The organism is Tenebrionibacter intestinalis (genome assembly GCF_016632365.1).
GTDB classification, from domain to species: domain Bacteria; phylum Pseudomonadota; class Gammaproteobacteria; order Enterobacterales; family Enterobacteriaceae; genus Tenebrionibacter; species Tenebrionibacter intestinalis.
Map to the genome: position 1 here is coordinate 1 of NZ_JAEPBH010000022.1, position 21,721 is coordinate 21,721.

Consider the following 21,721-nt stretch of genomic DNA (forward strand, 5'->3'; position numbering starts at 1 on the left):
TAGTTGGCGCCAGTCGGCAAAACTAGTTGACGTCTAATACACAGCATCTGGAAAACGCAGTTTCACGCGATAATGTGGCAGTCTTGCACGACGGGCTAACGCCCGAAAAGGTTGCAGGCTATATTCGCCGCGCGCGGGCAGTTGTTAGTGTGGATACTGCCATTGTGCATATGGCTGTTGGCCTGAAAGCGAAGCTGGTGGCGATCTACCCGTTGATTGCAGATCAACACAACCCATGGTTGCCGCCTCGTTCACCTTTTACACAAGTGATCTACAGCGAGCAACATCCAGACACACTCCGTCGTACGGGCAAAAAAAATATGGATGTTTTTTCGCTAACGTCATTAATGAACGCATTGCAGACTCTCTTAACACTGCCAGCAGAAGCGAAAAACAGCATGTCGCTTAACGCCAGAATCATCCCTGGGCTAGGGGTAGCGACGGGCACGCTGGCGCGGCAACTGCCCTTAATCTGTGAAAAATTTCCTGAAGTTGCAGGCTGTTATGCCGGGACGATCAACCTTGAATTCAGCATTCCTGTCGCAGTCGTGCGGCCCGATCACCGTACCGCGCCGCTGGCCTGGACTCCCAGTGGACGCACTACCGAGATATTCGATCTACTGCGCATTGAACTTGAATTCAGCCATTTAACTGAACGCATCCCCGCATGGCTGTACATTGCCCACAGCTCGCCACACCGCCGGACGCCGACCATTCACGAAGCAATCGCGCCGCGCATTAACCTCAATGGCGCCACGCACTGTCGACTCCACTTACCCGCTGAGGCTATCGTACTGGGCGAAAGCGGTACTCAGGCAACAGAAGCTATCAATTTGTCACTTTCATCAACCCAGTAATCCGCATTCGCCTCAATATGCAAAAACAGTTTTGCCAGCAGCGAGCCACCCGCCAGGAATTCAGCCACAGTTTCTCTCCGGGCTTCTGTACGCCGGAAATAGGTGTTGTAAAGTTTGAGAATGGCCACGTCGTTAATCAAAAATGCCCCGACGGCAATATCGGTGCGACGCATCACCTCGCAACCAGCAAAGTTGTAAAGAGGGCGGTATCCGGGATCGATGACCTCCCCGCCAATCGGGATGGCAGCATCGGCAGCCTGGGCAATGATATTTTTGATTCTCCCAGGATTACCCCAAGCGTGATTCTCGCTCTCAAGCCCAATAGCTAAGGCTTGCGCAAGTATGGGGTTTCCCGGCAGGGACGCGAAAATACACTCGCTATGCCAGTGCAATTTATGGCTCAGCCCTGTCGGAAATAACTCAACACTCGGATCTCTAAACAGCAACGTATCCGCATCCAACCATGCCCCGCCCCAGCGATGTACAAACGCCATGCGAATGAAATCGCTCTTCGCCACAATAGCTTCAATGCCGTTCGCCAGCGTAAAGCTCAGCGGTTCAAAAGCCCAAGCTTTATTCATGATGTCAGCATCGATGTGCTCGCTTACCGTTCGCGGCGTAAGCAGAAGAAAACGATCGCCTAGAGCTCTGCGCATAGAAACCAGTGCCAGGGCAACATAAGCCGGCATGGTCTGACCCGGTGCGTTTTCCCAGTAACTAACGTAATGGGTAGTGTCGGACATCATTTCACCAGCACCTTACCTTTCGCACACAACAGCCCATTTTGCATCAGATATGTTCTGAGCATCACCAGTGATGGCGCGCATGCAGGCTGAGCCAAAAACTCATTATTTAACGCTGATTTATACAGATTAAGCCAGGTCAGCACCGGCACATTTGGCAGGAAAGCCGGTAAACTATCCCGGTTGTCTTCGCCAAATAACAGACGCAACGCACGCAGAATGGGCTGATAGCCCGGAGCAGAGAGCAGTTGCGCGATGTTTTCATCCAAATGCTGCTTTACGCTCACGCTGTTTAGCCGATCCTCCACCGACGCATCAGTTAATGCCACCCGGGGATCTAGTGCGACTGGGTAAATGGCACGAAATGACCGGGCGCCGTTACACAGCGATTCATACAACACTTTGTCCGCCGTTGCCCCAGTCACCAGCACGTCATCTCCGAAAATGACATGCACGCCGCTCCAGCGGTAAAAATTCTCCGCTGGAATCACATGATCCTGCACAAGATTGACCCGATCGCGCTCGGCCTGACTAAGGCTAGCGTAATTTTCACACGGCGGCGCAATCCTGGGCAGTTTAACGTTGATAATGGTGGGCAATCCTTTATGCGCCAACGTGAGATTAATTTCCTCAACCACGATATCGTAGAGCACATTGGCCGTGGAAGGCACATTACGCCAGCCCGTGGTCATCATCACAACACTCTCTCCCTCCTCTTTGGCCTTGCAAAACAACCCTGACCATGAAGAGGAGGCGTCATCCAGTTCTGCGGCAAGATAGTCGATAACGCACCGTGCCAGATAGTGTATCTCGCTCACTCCGCCATATTTCGCACGGCTATAAATGCCCGCCAATGTTGTAGCGTCAGCACCGGTGCGCATATCGAAAAATGATCCAGTCGCATTCGGCGTCAGATAATGCAGCGCCTTACCACCAAAAATAGCGACGTAATCGGACATGTCGATCAAACCGCGCGCCAGCAAATCGGTCGCGAACGCGCGAAAACCGGATTTAACATCCTGCGCATTGATCTGTGCACTGGCCTGGCGAAACATTGCCAACTGGGTTGCGAGCGGTTCGTTGTGCAACGTGTTCCACGCAAGTGAATGCGGAGTTTTTAGTCCATTCATGGTGAAGATCCTTAGCGAGATGCTAGCGCAGCGTGAAATTGAAGGTCATTAAGCAAAACATCAATGCGTTGACGCTGCTGATAATAGCAGAGGGATTGAAGCCCTAATGGCCTGAGTGCCGCCAACAGTTCAGCGATCCCCGCTCCGGCATCGCGCGGATCATGGGCATCGGATCCGATGGTTAATGGAACATTGTTCTCCAGTAATTTTTCCAGCAAAGCGCGGGAGGGATAGGACCATCTTCCAGTCACCTCTTTACCCGTCGTCGGATCAAGGCTGGATTTACGCAGACCCGAAGCATTCAGCTCATATGCGATACCGCTGCGTACGAGCGGCGTAATCAGCGGTTCAAAGCGACGCAAAAACACATCCTCTGGGATTGCGCGCAGCAGCGTATCAGCGTGCCCAACCGCATCAAACAACTGGCTTTCCAGCAATGCTTCAAGCTGAGCAAAGTATTTGTCCAGAAAGGAGGCTGCAGCTAACCGGGGCAGTTCCCAGACCTTCACCATCGCCTTATCGGCAACAGTGACGTAGTGAATTGAACCGATGACAAAATCCATCGGATAGTGTGCAAGTAATTGCCGGTTATAACGCTCAGTTCCCGGCATATAATCGAGTTCCAGACCGCGTAGCAGCGTGATCTCGCCTTTATAAGTCTGCTGCGCCTTATCAATATCGGCGAAATAGCGCTCCAGTTCCGCTTCCAGTAAACGGTTCTGCGCATCCACCGGGAACGGAGCATGATCGGTGATGGTGAGTACTGTCACACCCGCAGCAATCGACGCACAAACAAGTTCGTCGATGGTGCCTACAGCATGTTTCGAGTAGAACGAGTGGCAGTGCGAATCAATCATGCGGCCTTCCATTGTTCAAGCAACCCGGAATGCTTCGCCATCTCTTTAACCAGCCAGTAAGGATTATTGGCTGTCGCGATGATCGCACGAAGCTGCGGAGTGTTTTCCAGCCGCGCCAGCAGTTCGGTTAACGGCTGGGTATATAACGCGCGCGACAAGGGATTTTCCCACACATGGCTCGCCAGATGATGCCAGTCGATCACATCAGAATGGATATTCGCAACACGCTCGGTCTCAATACCGTACAGAAACACATCGCCATTGGGTTTAATTGTCACGTCCATGCCATTGGGCAGGGGCGCATGGTTCAGGCTGCCAAAGGTAAAAGGTTTATCGACTTTGGACTCGATCGCGGCAATATATCCCTGCAAATCCAGATAACCTTCCGGCGTATCTCTTGCCGGATGTACTAGGTTTTTGTAGTCGATGTTAAACGTGTCCGAACCTATCAATAATTTGTCTTCCAGTACACTGACAGGTTTTATGCTGGCGTTAATTCCCCATGAGGCCAGTTCATTCACCAGATATTCGCGCGTGAAGGCACGATCGGTATCGATTGAGCGAAATGAAAAGCTGATCGATGACGGTTTTTTGCGCTGAACATAGTCCAGGCTAAATCCATGTGCTCGCCATTTTACTTTTTCAATGTGATGACTGTCGGAACTGAGGCGAATATTACAGGTATCACCATTGGCGGAGACAAGGCGATTGATCTCATCAAAGATCTTCTCCAGCTTCTCATGGCGAAAAAAACCGCTGGTAATAAACTCAAAGCTGTTGCCCCCGCGGGACAACGCCAGTAATTCGTAAAAGGTATTAATGTTATTGAGCGGTTCGCCCTCGCCACTCACGGAAATACGTTTTACGGCCGGATCATTAATGAGCGCCGACAGGTTGTCACGTGCCTGTATTGACAGCACCATACTCTTACCAGTTGCGTGCTTATCCGCATACATGCAGAACGCACAGCCGATGCCACAGATCTGGGTGATATCCACATAAAGCAAATGACCATGTAATTCCATATATAATATTCTGCCTTTATTTTAACAAAGCAATTGCACACTCTATTGTTCACAAAATACCCACTTAGCTGTATTTTAAGCAAGTGTCAAGGATTTTAAGAGAGTAAGTTCCGATCCTAACTGAATCGTAGCATCAGAAAGAATGCTTATAAATCAATTCGGCATCAACCTGAACCAATGGTTGAATTCATCACTAAGTAGCCTAATAATGGATTTTCCTGTTTCCCATCCATGACATGGATGCGTCTTTCATTCTGAATACTATCGGATGTGGATACCTTAAATTATGTCCAATCTTTACATTTGGGTTGACGATAAAAACCGCAATAACCTCATACGAACAATCGACAACCTGGCGCGGCGACATCCAGATTTTAAAGCGCTGCTGCGTGACGGAGATAAAATTGAAAATACCCTCAATCTTTTGTTTCCTCACGGCATGCCGATGGAGTACCTCATCTCCAACCTCAGCATTGATGAGCGGCCGGAAGAGAATTTAGATTTAGCCTTTCGTCCTGTGCTCGGTCCGGGACAACCTTGGCCGTTCCCGCCAGTTTGCTCACTGGTTGCAAAAGGTTTCTGGAAAACCGGTGCGCCTTTTTTCAAGATTCAGGATATTTTCGAGGTTGCAGATGCGCCTGCACAGGTCTATGAAAAAAGGCTTCCCGTGGTGGTTTATCAGGATAACCCCGCCCTACAGCCTCGAATCAAAAGAACCGATAATGCGCTGAGCCGGGAGTTAGCCCACGAGCTACCGCCAATCTCCGCCAACACACGAAGTAAACTGGTTGACTGGCGCGAGTTTCTGGAATGGAAACGCAAGCTGGTTTCCGAAAAAACCCGTGGATTGCATTTTACAAAACGTGGATGGCAGGAAGACAAATTGGTTTTCCAGGTCGTTGGTGAAAGCGAACAATATATCCGTGACGTGCTGCGTGCCTTGTCGCGCCAGGATGTAGTGGCGTTCGATCCTGCAGTTTCTGAAGATGAGTGGCTGTTTCGAATCAGTGATAAAGACAGCGCCAAACGTACACCAAAAGGGATTGAACTCGGGCAACCGGAGGTCAGGCCAACGCTTGCGCCAAACAGGAGCATCCCCCAGGGTTGTCCGTGGCCCGTACCGTGTCTTGTCGATGTGTTTGTCAGCCTGTCAGAAGATGACCAGAATCAACTTTCGACGGCAGAAGATCATGAAAGCGCCCGCGACAGTTTACTGGCCAGGATCCCTGAAAAAGGCTTTCTTTCGGTGTCGGCGGCGGGCGATTTAGCCTTGATCCGCCGTCACGAGCAGGCACTCAAACGCCTGCAAGATCAGGGTGGTTACGCCCCTTATCTCTCATCCTATCTCTTTGATGCGCGGCAAGCCAAAAGCCCCACCACGTTCGAACCCATCACCGATTGGTTTCGCGAGGATCTGAACATTTTCCAGCAAGAGGCCGTCAACAAAATCCTCACGGCGCCGGATCTCTGCCTGATTCAGGGACCGCCTGGCACGGGGAAAACAACGGTGATTGCAGAAGCCATAATGCAACTGGCGCGTAAAGGGGAGCGGGTTCTGCTGGCTAGCCAGGCGCATACGGCGGTCGATAACGCGCTGGAACGTCTGGGCAAACACCCGGATTTGCGGGTTATTCGTCTCGCACGTGATTTGAGCAAAATTTCCGGCGAGGGCAAAGCGTTCGTACAGGAAACCTCCTTATCCCGCTACTACACCTCGCTGGCTGAGGATGTAGAGAAACGCTTTCTGACGCCCTGGCGTGAGACAAAAGATCAGCTCAACCAACTGCAATCGTGGCTTAATCAGGCGGAGTTTTTACGCCGTGACGCAGAACACGCCGGGCAGGCGCTTACCGCGCATGAACATGCGCTAAAGAAGGCAGAACAAAACAGAACTCTGGCGTGGCGGAAATTGCAGGAGCAGGGGCAAAAACACGCAGATGCGAAACAGCGGCAAACCCGGTTACTGGCGCTGAAGGCATTCCTCGAACAGAACGAGGAAACGATCCCTGAGCGTTGCCCGCTACCGGAACCCGCCACCTCCACTCTAGCATCTGCTTTGTTCGATCTTGCCAGCGCGCAGGTGAAACTTCCCGTCTCCGTTGCCGACTGGACCGCCGTACCGTCGCAACAACCCCAGATGCTGTCTGGGCTGTTGCGATTCTGGCACAGGTTGTGGGCGCACCGCACCAATCTGGAAAATGATGTGGCCCGCTTGCGGGCCACAGGGCCGTCTGCACTACAAAGCCCGGATAGGGCCATTCACCTTGCCGAATTGGAGGCCGAAGAGCGAGCACTTGCCGATAAACTTGACGACGATGAAAGTCTGCTTCCGGTATGGAAAGCCAAACGACAGGAGATTAAACAGCTTCGCGACAGTTCTGCCGGTGGCTTAAATCCGGAGCTGTACGGCAAAATGTTCCTTGACCCGGAATCCTGGTGTCAGCCGATTGAAAACGCGGAGCTGACGGGTAAGAAACTGGCGGCACGAGTTGCCGCCTTGGTGGCGAGCAGCACCGTGATTGAACGGGAATCAGCACAACTTCTGGCTCAGACTGACGAACTTATTGCGCTTTCTCACGTGCCGGATATTGATGAATCTGAGTGGCGTCAACGCGAGCAAGAAACCGCCCATCAGCAACAGCGGGAGCCACAGATTCGCCAGGCTCTGGAAGACTGCATTAGCCAGCAGGCGGAGTGGTTGGCCCGGCGTGTCTCGCTGGCAACGTTGCCTGATTCACCCTCTGCGGAGATAAGCGTGCGCTTTGCGCAAGAGATGGCGTCCTGCGAAGAAACGATCGGTACGCTGACGTCGCGCCTTGCGGAACAGCAGGCGGTTCAGGAGGTCTGGGAGCCGTTGTTGCAGGACTGGAGCAACGATCTACGCCGTCAGGTTTCGCACCAAAACGATTGGCATCACTTTAAAGAAACGTTTGTGGCTGAATGCAACCTGGTTGCGATTACCTGTAACGAGCGTGAACAAACATTAGAAGAATCGGGCCAGGTCAGTTTTGATGTCGCCATTATCGATGAAGTCAGCAAAGCAACGCCGCTGGAGATGTTACTGCCGTTGATGCGCGCGCGCCGTTCAATCTTGGTGGGCGATCACCGGCAATTACCGCCGCTGTTTCAGGAAGGCACCGATGCGCAAACCTTTAGCGATGCCGTCGATGAAGCGGACGAAGACGGGCAGAATACCCGAACATCGCTGACCCGGCATAATCTTCAGCGGTTTGAAAAAATGGTGACGGCATCATTATTCAAATCCCACTTCGAAACGGCTGATGATGCGATCAAAGCGCGTCTGGAAATACAGTTTCGAATGCACCCACAAATCATGGCGATGGTAAACCATTTCTATGAACGCCGCCTGAGCTGTGGGCTGGAGTTCCCCAATTACGACAGAAACCACGGTCTGGTGCTGGTCGATACCGACGGCAACACCATCGTGGAGCCTGCACGAAATAGTGCCGGAGAGCGGGTCGTCAAAGATATCCAGCGCTCGCCTTCAACCATCCCACGGGAAGAAAAAGCGGTAACTGAGGGCGACCATGTGCTGTGGGTGGATACATCCCGTGACCTGCAAGGCCAACTTCATAAAGAAGATGTGGACGCCAGCGGTAAACCCGCGCGCAGCAACTGGCTGGAAGCACAGCTTATTGCTCACACGCTGTTACAGATTGATAAACAGTGCGCCAGCCTTGGCTATTCAGCGCAAAAACGCTACCAAGTGGGTGTCGTCTCTTTCTATGCCCGTCAATGTCGGTTGATTCGCGAGGCCATCCGCGAGGTTAAACCTAACGGACGTTTTGACTGCCTGGATGTCGAGATCAATACCGTTATCCGCTATCAGGGCAAGGAGAAACCTACCATTCTCGTCAGCCTCGTGCGCAATGATGGCGTGGATACCCAAAGCCATGGCGGGAAGGTAAGACGCCGCTCCAGCCGCGCCAACGTCGCGCGTTACGAATTTATCAACGTCGCCTTCTCACGCGCGCAAGAGCTACTGATTGTGTTTGGCGCACGAAATATGTACGAGTCCTATGACGTCACGCTTCCACATATGGACAGCGAGGGTGTAACAACCCGCACGGTCTATAAAGACATTTTGGATCAACTGGACAGAAATGCTCAGTTGATTCCGGCGAGTCGCCTGATGCGAAATACACCGCAGAGTAAGCGTAACTCTCCACCGTCATCCGGCATGCGTCACAGAGGGAATAAGTGATGAAGTTAGGATCTTTTGCTGTCAGTGTACCGCAGTACAAAATTGAAACGCAGGTGATCTACCAGACCATACGAACCCCCACGGTCTTTGAGCGTATGCTGATGAGACTGTGTAAAAGCTACCGGAAAACGCCGGAAATTGCGCAATTGACGCTGGTGCAGATTTTCGAGCAGCAACTGGGAGTCACATCGGCCAGCGCGCTGGTCGGCCCTTGCGTCGAGGATCTGATTTACCTTGGGGTGCTGGCCTGCCCGGCATCAGAGAACTATATGTCGCTTCGTCTGGCCGACATATCGTTAACCCCTGAGGGGCTCAACTTTCTTGCTCGCGAACGGTTACCTGGGCGCCAGCAACAAACCAAGGTCCAGCACCTGTTTTTACCTTTATCAAATACCGTTCAGCCATTGCGCGCCAGCAATCTGCCTGGCACGCCCACCAGCACAGTATTTATCAGCAAGGACGTGCTTGAACCGCAGGACTGTTCCGCGTGGATACGACAAGAGTTAGAAAAAGAGCGCCATCCGTGGAAAACAGCGAATACAGAGATTCACTCCGTTCAGTCCAGCGTAGTTGGCGTAGTGTGGGAGCAGCACCAAATCACCGTTGAGTGTGACGGGTCCGGCGTCCTTTCCGTTAAAGCGCCCGGCTCTGCCAACTTTGAACAATGGCTGCAAATGGCCGCTGCAGATATCGTGTGGCAGCACATTTTGCAGCCGATCATGACGAGCGAACCTGCGGCAAACTGGCCCAGACTCAGCGATGAGAGTATTCGCCATGCAACAGAAATAGCGCCATTAAGTCGCGCAGCAGACAGCACAACTGATCCTTCCGCCACCCTGCTGCACGTCATCACAAATGATGCAGAAAAAGATAACTATTTCGGTGAAAATCTAATCCTGCTGCACAGTAAGAAGAGTTCCATACTGGGCATGACAATTCTGCTCAGGAACGCCGAACCTGAAATCCGCCAGCTTGACAGCAAAAAGGGAAGTCTGTGGCTTGAAATGACAGTGCCTGAAGGTTTACCTGCAGGACTGGCTACTCTGCGTATCCTGAAAAAGGACGGCGCACCGCAGGCGCATTTTTCCGGATGGGGCAACGTCTTTTGGCGAGGGCAAGCGCAGCGTGCCGCGCTCAGCCTCACTGCGGACAGCACCATCAGTGCCGAAATCTGGCAACGACTACAAGCGGAATTACAATCCGGTCTGAATGCCACGCACAGTGCCATAGCGCACGCCCTCACTTCGCTTTGGCTTACTCCGCAGGAGACGATTACGCACTGGCAATCCAGAAATGAGGTACGTCCTGTTGCGGAATGGCTTGCCGACGCGAGCGAATTCGCGGCGGCGCTGGAGAGGTTTACCCCCCACTCGCGTGCACAGTGGCAACCATACTGGCTTAACGCGCTTAAAGCGCTGATGGCCGGAGTGACACGTTTGCAAACCCCGATCCAACCTGAAGAAGCGATCTATTACCTCACCGTTCTGAATCAGTTGGTGCCTGACCATAGCAGTGATTTTTCCGCGCTCTTGCTGGATCACTGCAGTCCGCTTACTGATGTGGCCTCGCTCGAACAACTGCGTAAGGCTGTTGGCCCGACATGGGTTCTGCCTAATTCCCTTTTCAGCAGCACGTTGCTGCAAATATGGCTGGCAGAGGTATTAACGGATGCGCCGCTCACTTTGCATGAGCCTCATGCCCTTGCCCAGTCGCTAACAACACTCAGAAATGCGCAGCAAGACGTGTTACGCAACGTGGGTGTGAAATCCCTGACGGATGCCGCTATGGGCAATTTAAGCCTTAAAAGCGTGAAAACATCGGCACTGACAAGCGTGACACAGTGGCAGAACGCTGTTACAGGACTCGGTACATTACGTGCGGCCGTAACGTCCGCCTCCTTTTCGCGTATCGATGCATTCGATACGCAAGTTCAGGCCTGGCGAGAACTGGCAACGCAAAAGCTCGCCCATCCCGAAGCGCCCGGCAAACGGTTTGTCATCTTTGATACCAGCGCATTAATAGAGTACCCCAATCTGCCCTCGCGTTTGCAGCAGAATGACACGCCAGTCATTGCCAGGCGCGTTCATCAGGAGCTGGATCATCTCAAAACATCAGACAACCCCAACAAAGCCCGACAAGCACGGGAGGCGATTCGGACGCTGGAACAGGTAAACAAAATCGTTCGTTACGAATCCGAAGTTATGGAGCTTCTACCTGCTGACCTTGAACCGACGTCCGATAATCGCATCCTGTCGGTGGCGCTATACCTGCGGCTCAGCGATGTCATCCTGGTGACCGCTGATAAGAGTTTCCGCAATATAGCACGCGCTGAAAACATTACGGCGATTCTGCCCAGCGAATATAAAGATATGTCGCGCGGCAAGACCAGGCCGCGCAATATGGGAGGAATAGTGAAATGAGCAGACATGAGCAGGCACGCTACCAGATTGAGCGTCAGCGGCGTCAGGAGCTTTTTAACCAGCGGGTCAGCGAGACAACGCGGGTGTATCTCGACCGCTATCGCAACATCTTGAATGACGTACAAAACCAAGGGATCAGCAAGTATGTGCAGGCTGAATTTTCCGCACTGCAACGCGAACTGGAGACTCTGACATGGCTAGTTGATTCCGATCCGGCCAACGCGCGCGATCGGAGTATTGCCCTAGGCCAGCAGGTACATGCGTTACCCAGACACGCCAGAGCAATGCGCCAGGCTGTTGTTGAAGCAGAGCGTGTGGCGGAGCACGTTGCCCAGGAAGAGGCGCGGGAAGCCGTTCGGCAAAGGGTTGAGCAAGAAACCAAAGCCCGCGAAGAAGTGGAAACCGTCTGGCAGAACGAACTGACAAACTGGGACGATCCGCTGGCCAGGCAATTAGCCTTCAAAGCGCTGGCGGAACTTCGTCGTCATCTCCTCGACGCCAATCACCACACCACAGTTGAACAACTGCGGGCTGAATTAGGCAACATTAAGCACGAATACGAACAGCGTTCTCAGGAAAGAAGAGCGCAGGAGTATCAAACGGCGGTGGCCAGTACAACCGAGGATTCGCTGCAATTATGCCGTGAGCAGATTGCCGCAGCGAGCCGTCAGGCTCCCGAACACGCAGCAGCATTGGCCGCAACTCTTGATACGGCAAGCTCGCTGTCGCCAGAAGAACTCTCCCGGAGAATGGTTGAAGTCACTAGCGAACTCGATACAGCGGTGGTGGATGAAAGCTGCCGCCGTGAAGTCGTGCAGGCGGTTTATCGTTCGCTTGAGGACGCTGGGTTTGTAATGGAAAAACCGCGTCTGGTGAACAAAGATGACAGCAACGAAGTGGTTATCCGCGCGATGAGACCTGCGGGCGCACAAGCGGAATTTAAAATAGAGCTTAGCGGAAAACTGAATTACAAGTTTGACCATTACCAGGGTTCTGCATGTAAAAAAGATATCGATACGGTCCTTCCACGACTGCAATCCATTTATGGCATTCAGTTGTCCACAGAACGGGTCGTTTGGGAAAACCCGGACGACAAGGACAGCGACGCCAGACCACAACCCGGCATGACAAGGGAGAAATAAATGAGCTCCGGACAACAATCCTGGCAAGAAAATTTCCGCCGCGAATGCGGGATCCGGCGAGGGATCATCCTGCACGGCAACATTGTCGATGTGGTCTACGACGAATCCGCTACAGACCAGTGGAGAAGCATACCGGAAACCATCGATGCCCTACTCAAAGAGCGCGGTTACCGGCATGTTATCCGCTGGGATCGTGTCTCTGGCGTATCTGGTGTCAATGCCCGGGAATGGACCGATCTGATGAGCGCCGCGACGCCCGCTTCCTCACCAGCAGAAGGCGACGAATATGATATGGGCACGCCGTTGCCGACAGCAAGGGCCACACAAACTAGCCATGTATTAGAGGTGAATCCACAAGACTTTCTGACAGTCGTCGCCCGGCTGATGAAGTCTTCTGGCCCCGATCGTATTGCCTTCGTGCTGGACTGGTCTCACCTGTTGTTTGGGCAAGCCAACGCGCTGAGTGAAGCGGAACGGGGCTTGCTACTGATGATGGGTAAAGCCGCGCGTGACGCGCAGCTAGCGCTCAACGCTGCGGATATCGATAAACCGCAAACGTTGATGGTTTTTTTGTGTCAGGGCTTATCGGTATTGCCGCCGTCGTTATACCTGCATAACCCGCTGTTCAAAGAAATCAATGTGCCGCTTCCGTCCCGCACCAAGCGGGAAAACGCCGTGCTGAGTCTTAATAACGTCCTCATCCTTAACACCCCAATACTGAATAAGAGCCGGGTGCTTGCGGATCTTGTGGATTCGCTGGAAGGGCTTACGCTGCGTGATATTCACAATATTGCGAAACTATCCCGACAACTTCCGCAAAAAATGAGCGCCGAATCGCTGGTCAGCATGTACCGCTATGGTGAGAAAAAAAGCCCGTGGGAAGAGCTGAACCGCGACAAACTGAGCAAAGCGATCGAAACGTTGAAGGTGCGCGTGAAAGGACAAGATCAGGCGCTGGCAGTCGTTAACCAAATCCTGATCCGCGCGTATACCGGCTTATCCGGTTTACAGCATTCCAGCAAACAAAGAACCCCAAAAGGCGTTTTATTCTTTGTCGGCCCAACCGGTGTGGGGAAAACGGAGCTGGCAAAAGCCCTCGCCCAGTTTTTGTTTGGCGACGATGAGGCTTGCCAGCGCTTCGATATGTCGGAGTTCAACCATGAACACGCCGACCAGCGACTGGTTGGTGCACCTCCTGGCTACGTGGGTTACGAAGAGGGTGGCCAATTAACCAACGCGGTAAAAAAACGGCCATTCTCTTTGTTGCTGTTTGATGAAATTGAAAAAGCACATCCCCGAATACTCGACAAATTCCTGCAAATTCTGGAAGACGGAAGGTTGACTGACGGTAAGGGCGATACGGTTCAATTTTCTGATACCGTTATAGTCTTTACGTCAAACATTGGGGCGGCGCAAATCGCGGTGGACAATCCGGATGTCAAAGGGGCTTTTATTGAGGAAGTACGTAATCATTTTGTCAGTGAATTGAATCGGCCAGAATTGCTTGGGCGTATCGGTGAGGGAAATATTATCCCGTTTAACTTTATGACCGATGAAAATTTCCTGATTGATATCGCACGATCGAAACTGGAACCGCTCCGCTATCGCCTTAACGAGAAATGGGGCATAACGGGAATGCACTTCGAGGATGAGACGAAAGCGCTTAGATCGATCGTTAAGATGGTTGATCGCAGCAGCGGCGGGCGCGGTGTGCTCAATGTTTTAATCCGCTGTCTGTTTGATCCGTTGTCCCGATTCCTGTTTGAAGAGGTTGGTTCACCTGAGCACTCCCTGGGTCGTGCAATAAAGGTTGTTCAGGGGGGGACCAAACCCAATTTTGACTTCGATTTGGAGTAAGTCATCCTATGAACTGGCTGAATCTGGCTTCATGGCTCCCCTGCACCGAGGTTGAAGGGCCGGGAAAACGCGCTGCTCTATGGGTTCAGGGCTGCGACAAACGCTGTGTCGGGTGCTGCAATCCCGGCTACCTGAAAATCATTGAGCGTGAAATTATTCACGCGAATACTATGATTGATCGTTTGCTCGCAGCCCATGAAGAATGGGGGCTAGAAGGGGTAACCTTTTTGGGAGGAGAACCTTTCCTACAGGCGCAAGGGTTGGCAGCAGTGGCAGAAGGTGTCTCATACGCCGGGCTTTCGGTGATGGTATTCACTGGCTACACGATGGGTGAACTAAATGAACTCAATCTGCACGGCACGCAGGCATTGCTGAAATGGACGGACGTGATAGTTGATGGCCCCTATCAGTCATCCAGCCCCGATCGGACACGTAACTGGGTCGGTTCTACGAACCAGCAGTTTCACTATTTAACCAACAGGTACAGCGAGTCGATAGAAGGCTCAACCCTGCCAGACCGCGCCATGGAATGGCGGATCAGCGACGATGGCCGCATTGTGGTCAACGGCTGGCCTTATGCTATTAAATGACTGCCGTAGGTTCGAATAAGTCCGTGATAAACTACACAATCAGATCGCGGCACCTTAACGCGATCTGATTGTGTAGTTTAAGCCTTTGTATGCGGTCAGACCCATTATGACGCTTGCGGGTCGGTGGTACGGTAGCACGCCTAACGGGAAGGGGTTCCAAGCATTAAAAAGTTACCGTTACTTGAATACAAACAAATCAGGCCTTTCCTCCATAAAAAAGGCCTGTCCTGTAAAAAACAAACTATCCCCGGCTACATCCAAAATTGCGGTCACCATCACCAAATACTTTTGTATCGAGTTTTGCTAGATAGTCGAGACGGTTCAGCAGTTTATTATGTACATCACCAAAGTTAAAGTCATTCACATCTAAGATATAGCGACAATTTTCAGGATAGTGAACTAATCCCGGATAATCATCCAGTTCCAATCCCAGTGCGCTATACCATGCTCTTACAATCATCATTCGTAGATTACTTTCGGTTTCATAATCTCCCAAGTGATAATAGGCATCTTTATTAAAAAAAAGACTAAGATGGAAGTGGCATTTACCTTCTTCTGAGAATTCCCGAACCCAAACATGACGAACACGGTTTGGATATATTCTCTTGCCGTTAGCTGCTCTGGCTTTCGCATTGGCCTCCAGCATTGCATTTAACGCATTACGGAAACGGGATATCGCTCCAGGCTCCAGATTTGGGAAACAGCAAACTGTATCTCCTCTATCTAAAATAGGGGGATAATGGGCATCAATACGTAATGCCATTGTTCTAGGGAATTCACTTACAGCATCATTGACGACTCGTTCAATATGCTTTTTATAGGCGAGTACATGCTCACCATGCGATCCTGGGTATGAATTCATAGATTAAATCCTTATGTATATTCCTACAACACCATTTAATTTTAATGATTTAAATAGATACAAGCATTACTTGATTGTAGGGTATATATAATATTAAAGATGATAGAAATATATTACCTATCCAACACTAAATTCATCAAAAAAATTACATTGCGTAACACCAATGCTTTACCAATCCACTCTGCAATTAATTTAACTATAAATATTAAATTCGATATTAGCGGGTGCTATAAATACTGTTTTTCCTTTTTTAGCAGCGAGTATCCTTTTTTTAGAATATAGTACACCTAACAACTCATTCAGTTTATTACGATTTCGAAACCTACTGGGTCCATATTGCAGTATAGTGTTTTTCCTGATGTAGGGTACAAAGCACCGACAGCAATACTCTTTAATCCAGAAGTAAAGTTCATCCGCTTCTGAATTAACCAGTGTAAATCTCGGGGGATTAGAAACAAGTCGAATATACTCATCAACATACCAGGCACTGATCTCCACAGCAGCCTCCGTAGTAAGAAGAGATATATCACCTTCATCACCATTAAAGTAATGCAATAATGCCGCAATTCTTGCCATATTTTCAGCCATTTTAGAGGCATAATCTTTAAAATTAGACAGCGCTCCAAGAATCCCCATTTCCGACTCAACTTTATTATAAAATTCGAGCCAGCGTTTTTCAGCCTCAGGGGAGAAGTACAGACACTGACGTTCATTTTCATCATTTCTGGTAATACTCTCGTTAACGATCCCCATCAGTCGTAGATGAAATACCGGTAGATGCTCGCTTGAGACAACCGGGCTGGTAATTTGCCGGTAGCCCTGTGTTGAACCAGGCTGACACATCAAGCACCGTGCGAAGAATCCGATCCCTTTCGCTGTATCGCCTTTTCGTTCCAGATATCCTTTTTTAAGCACATCAGGCTGGACCATCAGTGCCAGCGTCATTCTGGCATCTTTGATTAATTTATCTGGTTCGCTTTTTCTTTCCACGGGAAACATTGCGCCATCCCACATTTTATTGATGAAAGGCAGTTCATTCAGCGCATAGCCGTTAAAAATGGTGCCAGCTTCATCAGACATAAGCCCGATAGACCGCCAGCGCCCACTGAGATAGTCTTTTATCGCCGCAGGTGTGGCATCATTGAATATCTGTCTGAACCTGACCGGTGCTTTCGGGTATGTTGCCAACAGCGCTTTCAGTCGTTCATTCGTTGTGGAATGTTCTTTGTTACGGGAAATCTCTGACTTCAGTTTTGACATCAAGGCTTTCTTTTCAACATTAAAAGCCGTTTCCTCATTCCGCCAGATAATCAGATCCTGGGTATATTTTTCAAACCATTCATCTTCCAGCTGATACAATGGCTTCATTAGCAGTTTGTCCACCGTACTTTTGCGTTCACCCGATTCCGCCAGTGTCAGTAAAAAAAGCGATACCGGGCTGCGCAGATTATTCAGTCTGCACACATCAATCCGGTTCTGGCAGGCAAGACCTAGTACTGATGCGGCAATCAAAGCCTGAGGAGCCTGCGTATGCTGTTCTACTTCGTAAACTGCATTTCTGATGATCTGTGGGAACACATGTACAGGAAAAGGACGACCACACAGCATAGATACCTCTCATTCAGTTAACGTTTAAAACGATTTCACTCATATTGCTATTCCGCTATTAATAGTAGAAATAGCAGGATGAACTCGGGTCATCCAAAAAATAAATGCAAAAAACACCTGATGTTAACGCTCACTGATCCAATACAGCAGGTCACTTAACAGCCACCCGCAGGATTTCAGACCAATAGACTTACGCAGTGGAAACTGACCGACTTGCTCTAGTTTCCAGGCCGTTGAACGGGATACAGATGTAATGTGCTGACGCTCTTTTTCACGTACAAGGCGATCATGAGGTTCGCCATTGTTGCGTAATACCTGTAAGCGTTCTTCTGATGTTGGACTGTTGAATTTTGCTTTCATACTGCCTCCTTTGTTTCGATGGATGCAGCATGGCTCAAGCAGGCGTTAATATAAAAGAAGTTGACGGCTTATTAAGGTGCACATTGCTTATTGTGGTGCTTACAGTGGCTTGATGTGGTTTTTACGGTGGCTTAATGTGGGAGCTTTAAGATACATTTGAGGCTTCTTAAATAGAATATTCGATGTGTTTACCGTTTTTCCTTTGCGTCATTACGTTTTTAGTAAAACCTGAAACATAAATATTGAAAAGGTTAAAAGGGATATTCATTAAGAGATATGTATTAATCATGCAACTCACAATAATGAAAAAATCTCATAAATACATTTTTCTCAATATTAACTTTTCCATTTATGGCTATACTCTATATTAGCTTTGCATAATTAAGGATTAGTCAACAAAAAAAGTTATTATAACTTTCCCACCATAGATTGCTGAGAATGATAAATATTAGAACTCATGAATAATGCTAACAAGTTTTTATATTTGCCATAAAAAAATAAATTACTTGAAGTATCATTGAATTGATTTCAACCAGCGGCGAATAGTTTCCGGGCTGAATTCTCGTCCAGGTAATATATCCTTGGCATCCGAATTCAACATATTCGCGATTGGTGCAGCCTCAAGTTTACCATTTTTACTTTTATAGTGTTTACTTAACATTATAAATATAGCATCCCGTTCTGCCTTAGATACCCTTTCTTTAGCCCCTTTAACAATTTCTTTAGCGTTCACATTTTGATCAACGTTACTTTCTGCTCCGGGAACTACTGACTTTATATTTTGAGGTGAAATCTCAACTGTACCTTCGGTAAATAAAGACTCATCTAAAACAGCTTCAATGTTAGGTCCAACAAAGAAGTCTTCTTTGAAAATCACAAAAGAATGATTAAAAAATAAAATATGATCACTTACATTGCCATTAATAATTACTGCTCCGGGAGTATTAATAATAGCATTACGTGAGGTTCCATTTGCAATATGATACCCTTCATTTGCAAAACGAGTTATTTTAGTTGGTTTTACTTCCCAAAAGCCATATGCCAGACCTTGGTAAGAAATATAAGATGAAACAATTTCATTTTGATCTTTATTTTTTTCAATTTCACATTCTTGTGGATTTAGAGGAATAAAGACCCTGTAAGCCGTTGAACCAAAAACGCTTTGGTACTCATCAGAACCTGAAGTAATATTTTCTATTTCCGAATTGTCATCCCCTTCGAATGTTCTTTTCAAGCAACATGGAACAGCATCTAATTTCACAAATAGCTTCCTCGAAAAATTCAACCAATCGCTTATAACTTTCGTAATAGATATATTTTCCCGTTCACATATGTCAGTGATTGAAAGGAAAATGCCAGTCTCGACTGCATTATTATTTTTGTTATCTAAAGTAAACAAACATCCCCCCACTAATTATATAATAAAGATAGCGCTTTTAACTATTACGTTTATCATACATGATTTCTATTAAGAGAAACATAAAAATACATCGTTTTTAGAATCAAAAAAACAAATTCATTAATGTGAATTAAATCACAAACTGTATAAATTAATCTAAAAAAATAGACGTGTATCATATGGTGACAATTCAAGAATCACGCAACAGTCGAAAAATTCAGATGACTAGAAAACTCTTTGCCTTCTGCAGCGAATGGAGAATAAAGAACCAGAATTTTGGGCAAGACAAGCATACGCCGCCCTTCTATCTATTAATGATAACCTTGCTAGCATTCTCCTTCCGAACTAGAATCAGTGCAGTAAAAAGGGATCTCACATGACAAAAAAAACATCACATACTCAGATCACCAGGACTCAAATCTACCGTGCCGTCGCCAGCTCAACCGCGATCGAAACTGGTGTCTCTGTGCAAAAAATTGAGCAGCAACTCAAACAAAATCAGGCACAGGCAAAAGCCGTTGGCCTCGCCCGTTAATCTGGCAAGATGTCGCTCACCAGTTGCATCATAGGGCTGTAGTTCCCTGAGACACCCGCCTGTATTGCCTTGAAGTAAAACGCCTTGTGCTCATCCCACAGGCTGTAATCAAGTAAGCCCTTCCCTGCCAGAACCGACAGCACATCGCAAAGTAGCCGCGACAGACGCCCGTTACCTTCTCTGAATGGGTGGATCAAAATAAACTCCACATGGCATTCAGCCAGATAACTTACCAGCTCCAGACGAGCCAGGGATTTGAGTTCACCAGACCGAGAAAGAAACTGCTTCTCGAAGCCATCAAGCAGCAGCGGAATCCTGTCGGCAGCCGCAAACTGAAAGCCATCCTTAGTTAGGTTGGCATTACGCAGCCTCCCCGCCCAGTCGTACACATTCCCCAGCCATTGGCGATGCCACCTGCTGATGTGCTCAAAAGCCAGCGCCTCAGGCGGCTGGCCCTCAATAAATAGCTGCTCATACAGCATCAGCAGCAAGCCAGACTCCAGCGCCTCCATTTCCTGTTCATCAATAAATCCCAGCTTATTAGCCAGCACTAAGTCTCCAGAGCCCGGCTGATAGCGTTCCTCTGCAGAATTAAGCTCATATTTTGACAAGCTTTTACCTCCGCCCAAACAAGTTCACAACGTTGTTTTCCTGCTGCCGTTGATAGTTATTAACTCGGTCTTCCCAGATCTCAAGCGCCCTGCGCTTTTCAGTCAGGTAATCATAACGGTCATAGTGTTTCGAGCTGACATCATTCAGAGCATGATTCTGAATACGGTCGCGGATCTCTTTGCTGATCCCCGCCTCCCCCATCAGAGTCTTACAGGTCCGACGTAAATCTCGCGCTGTGAAAACTTTAAACTCAGGATTAAAAGCCCGGAAATACATGATGGAACGCGCCAGACTATCAGTACGTACCGGTCGATCTCCATTGGTCGAGAGTGGGAAGATATAGGGACTGTTGCTTTCCTTAGTCAGTTCTTTCACTGAGGCTAATTCACTCAATGCCGATTCAGTCAGCGGGATCAGATGTTCACGTTTGTTTTTCGATACATCGGCAATGACTAGTAACGTCTTTTGCTGCCAGTCAATCGCGCTCCACTGGCTGGCAATCATTTCGAAAGGACGTTGCCCACCAGCATAAACGCAGAAGCGGATTAAATGCTGCATCAGCGGCCCAACGTTGGTTGCCTCTGCGAATTGCTCTATGACAACATGCAGCTCTTCCAACGTTAACCATGTATCACCCACTTTTTCCGCCGAAGACTGCTTCGGTATGGCCGATACCGGGTTAACTTCAAGGCCGAACGTAATACCCACGCTGGTATTCATCGGATCGTTATCAGCCTTCAGACCGTAGTTAAATGCCGCCATCAGGTAGGAACGAATTCGGTTCGCATGGACCACCGCATCACGCTGGATAATGCCTGAGAGAATGGTTTTGATCTGCAGAGACGTCACGTCCTTCGCTTTGGTATCACGAGGAATAACCGAGTAGCACTCTCTTTCCATGCGCTTCAATACATCAGCCCACGTCCGCTTATTGTCGAGCTTCATCTTGTTAACGTAGCCATGCACCAGTTCTTCAAATGATCCTTGAGAACGATGGATCTGCATGATGTGCTGTTCGGCCAGGCGCTGTTGCTCAAGCTCTTGCTGGGGCTCTTTTCCTTCAACAAGCCAGGCACCATACTTTTTCGCCAGCTCATTGGCCTTCACCAGTTTCATCTCAGGCCAGATGCCCAATTGGATGAACTTCTCTTTTTTCCCTTTATCAACGTAGTAACGGAAATAAAAAACCTTGCTGCCTGAAGGCTGAACCTTAACGCCAAGCCTGCCGGTACCACGTTGAGCACTGTTGCTCCACACGTAGTACGCCGTGCTTTTTGTCTTCAATCCACGTATAGCAGTCTCGGTAAGATTAGCGGCCATGAGTTTACCTTTATGAGAATAAGCGTTACCTGACCCGATGCCCATTTCGGGTCAGGTAATGGGTCAGGTAAGGATAGTACAATGGGGAAATGAGAGAACCAATCAGAAACAAAAATAACTTAATAACCAATTGATTATAGGCAATTAAAAACACAAACAGAGACAATGGCGAACAATTA

17 protein-coding genes are annotated in these 21,721 nt (G+C 49.1%); 7 read left to right on the forward strand and 10 right to left on the reverse strand.

Features of this window, described 5'->3' with window-relative positions; all coding sequences use genetic code 11:
• Nucleotides 1–26: 26 nt before the first annotated feature.
• On the forward strand, nucleotides 27–857 hold the full coding sequence (locus JJB97_RS09655; RefSeq protein ID WP_238713818.1) for a glycosyltransferase family 9 protein: 831 nt from the start codon (nucleotides 27–29) through the stop codon (nucleotides 855–857).
• Here JJB97_RS09655 and JJB97_RS09660 read toward each other — a convergent pair.
• The 4 genes from JJB97_RS09660 to JJB97_RS09675 are packed head-to-tail and all read right to left on the reverse strand — an operon-like array spanning nucleotide 812 to nucleotide 4,612.
• Nucleotides 812–1,603, reverse strand: coding sequence for a hypothetical protein (locus JJB97_RS09660; RefSeq protein WP_050915250.1), 792 nt, complete (start codon nucleotides 1,601–1,603; stop codon nucleotides 812–814). The genes JJB97_RS09655 and JJB97_RS09660 overlap by 46 nt on opposite strands.
• Nucleotides 1,600–2,730 carry a hypothetical protein gene (locus JJB97_RS09665; protein ID WP_050915251.1) on the reverse strand — a complete coding sequence of 377 codons (1,131 nt, stop codon included), beginning with the start codon at nucleotides 2,728–2,730 and terminating at the stop codon, nucleotides 1,600–1,602. Before JJB97_RS09665 ends, JJB97_RS09660 begins: the two co-directional genes overlap by 4 nt.
• Nucleotides 2,731–2,741: 11 nt before the next feature.
• Entirely contained in the window at nucleotides 2,742–3,587 is an 846-nt protein-coding gene (locus JJB97_RS09670) for a histidinol-phosphatase (protein WP_019082295.1), read from the reverse strand.
• Nucleotides 3,584–4,612 (reverse strand): radical SAM protein, encoded by a 1,029-nt coding sequence (locus JJB97_RS09675; protein ID WP_050150675.1) that lies wholly within the window; start codon nucleotides 4,610–4,612, stop codon nucleotides 3,584–3,586. The genes JJB97_RS09670 and JJB97_RS09675 overlap by 4 nt, the downstream gene beginning before the upstream one ends.
• Before the next feature lie 286 nt (nucleotides 4,613–4,898).
• On the opposite strand from JJB97_RS09675, the gene JJB97_RS09680 reads away from it, so the two are divergent.
• The 5 genes from JJB97_RS09680 to JJB97_RS09700 are packed head-to-tail and all read left to right on the forward strand — an operon-like array spanning nucleotide 4,899 to nucleotide 14,846.
• Nucleotides 4,899–8,837, forward strand: a complete 3,939-nt coding sequence (locus tag JJB97_RS09680; protein WP_238713819.1) for an AAA domain-containing protein — start codon at nucleotides 4,899–4,901, stop codon at nucleotides 8,835–8,837.
• Nucleotides 8,837–11,257, forward strand: coding sequence for a PIN domain-containing protein (locus JJB97_RS09685; protein WP_238713820.1), 2,421 nt, complete (start codon nucleotides 8,837–8,839; stop codon nucleotides 11,255–11,257). The genes JJB97_RS09680 and JJB97_RS09685 overlap by 1 nt, the downstream gene beginning before the upstream one ends.
• A complete protein-coding gene (locus JJB97_RS09690; RefSeq protein ID WP_238713821.1) occupies nucleotides 11,254–12,399 on the forward strand; it encodes a hypothetical protein in 1,146 nt (381 codons plus the stop codon). Before JJB97_RS09685 ends, JJB97_RS09690 begins: the two co-directional genes overlap by 4 nt.
• Complete coding sequence (locus tag JJB97_RS09695; protein ID WP_238713822.1) at nucleotides 12,400–14,256, forward strand: AAA family ATPase; 1,857 nt, start codon at nucleotides 12,400–12,402, stop codon at nucleotides 14,254–14,256.
• Nucleotides 14,257–14,264: 8 nt separating this feature from the next.
• Nucleotides 14,265–14,846 (forward strand): 4Fe-4S single cluster domain-containing protein, encoded by a 582-nt coding sequence (locus tag JJB97_RS09700; RefSeq protein ID WP_050915256.1) that lies wholly within the window; start codon nucleotides 14,265–14,267, stop codon nucleotides 14,844–14,846.
• A 241-nt stretch (nucleotides 14,847–15,087) separates the two neighbouring features.
• Here the strand turns inward: JJB97_RS09700 and JJB97_RS09705 are convergent, their stop codons facing one another.
• From JJB97_RS09705 to JJB97_RS09720, 4 genes are all read right to left on the reverse strand, one after another.
• A complete protein-coding gene (locus JJB97_RS09705; RefSeq protein WP_050915257.1) occupies nucleotides 15,088–15,708 on the reverse strand; it encodes an inovirus Gp2 family protein in 621 nt (206 codons plus the stop codon).
• A 192-nt stretch (nucleotides 15,709–15,900) separates the two neighbouring features.
• On the reverse strand, nucleotides 15,901–17,316 hold the full coding sequence (locus JJB97_RS09710) for a YfjI family protein (protein ID WP_238713823.1): 1,416 nt from the start codon (nucleotides 17,314–17,316) through the stop codon (nucleotides 15,901–15,903).
• A gap of 123 nt (nucleotides 17,317–17,439) precedes the next feature.
• Nucleotides 17,440–17,676 (reverse strand): helix-turn-helix transcriptional regulator, encoded by a 237-nt coding sequence (locus tag JJB97_RS09715; RefSeq protein WP_046694510.1) that lies wholly within the window; start codon nucleotides 17,674–17,676, stop codon nucleotides 17,440–17,442.
• Nucleotides 17,677–18,190: 514 nt separating this feature from the next.
• Nucleotides 18,191–18,937, reverse strand: a complete 747-nt coding sequence (locus JJB97_RS09720; protein ID WP_238713824.1) for a hypothetical protein — start codon at nucleotides 18,935–18,937, stop codon at nucleotides 18,191–18,193.
• 514 nt (nucleotides 18,938–19,451) lie between these two features.
• Here JJB97_RS09720 and JJB97_RS09725 point away from each other — a divergent pair.
• Nucleotides 19,452–19,610, forward strand: a complete 159-nt coding sequence (locus tag JJB97_RS09725; RefSeq protein WP_103161909.1) for a hypothetical protein — start codon at nucleotides 19,452–19,454, stop codon at nucleotides 19,608–19,610.
• Here the strand turns inward: JJB97_RS09725 and JJB97_RS09730 are convergent.
• Together JJB97_RS09730 and JJB97_RS09735 are read right to left on the reverse strand one after the other, a co-directional pair.
• Nucleotides 19,607–20,221 carry a Fic/DOC family protein gene (locus tag JJB97_RS09730; RefSeq protein WP_172665411.1) on the reverse strand — a complete coding sequence of 205 codons (615 nt, stop codon included), beginning with the start codon at nucleotides 20,219–20,221 and terminating at the stop codon, nucleotides 19,607–19,609. The two genes, JJB97_RS09725 and JJB97_RS09730, sit on opposite strands and share 4 nt — an antisense overlap.
• 4 nt (nucleotides 20,222–20,225) lie before the next feature.
• On the reverse strand, nucleotides 20,226–21,542 hold the full coding sequence (locus JJB97_RS09735; RefSeq protein ID WP_167610287.1) for a tyrosine-type recombinase/integrase: 1,317 nt from the start codon (nucleotides 21,540–21,542) through the stop codon (nucleotides 20,226–20,228).
• Nucleotides 21,543–21,721 lie beyond the last annotated feature (179 nt).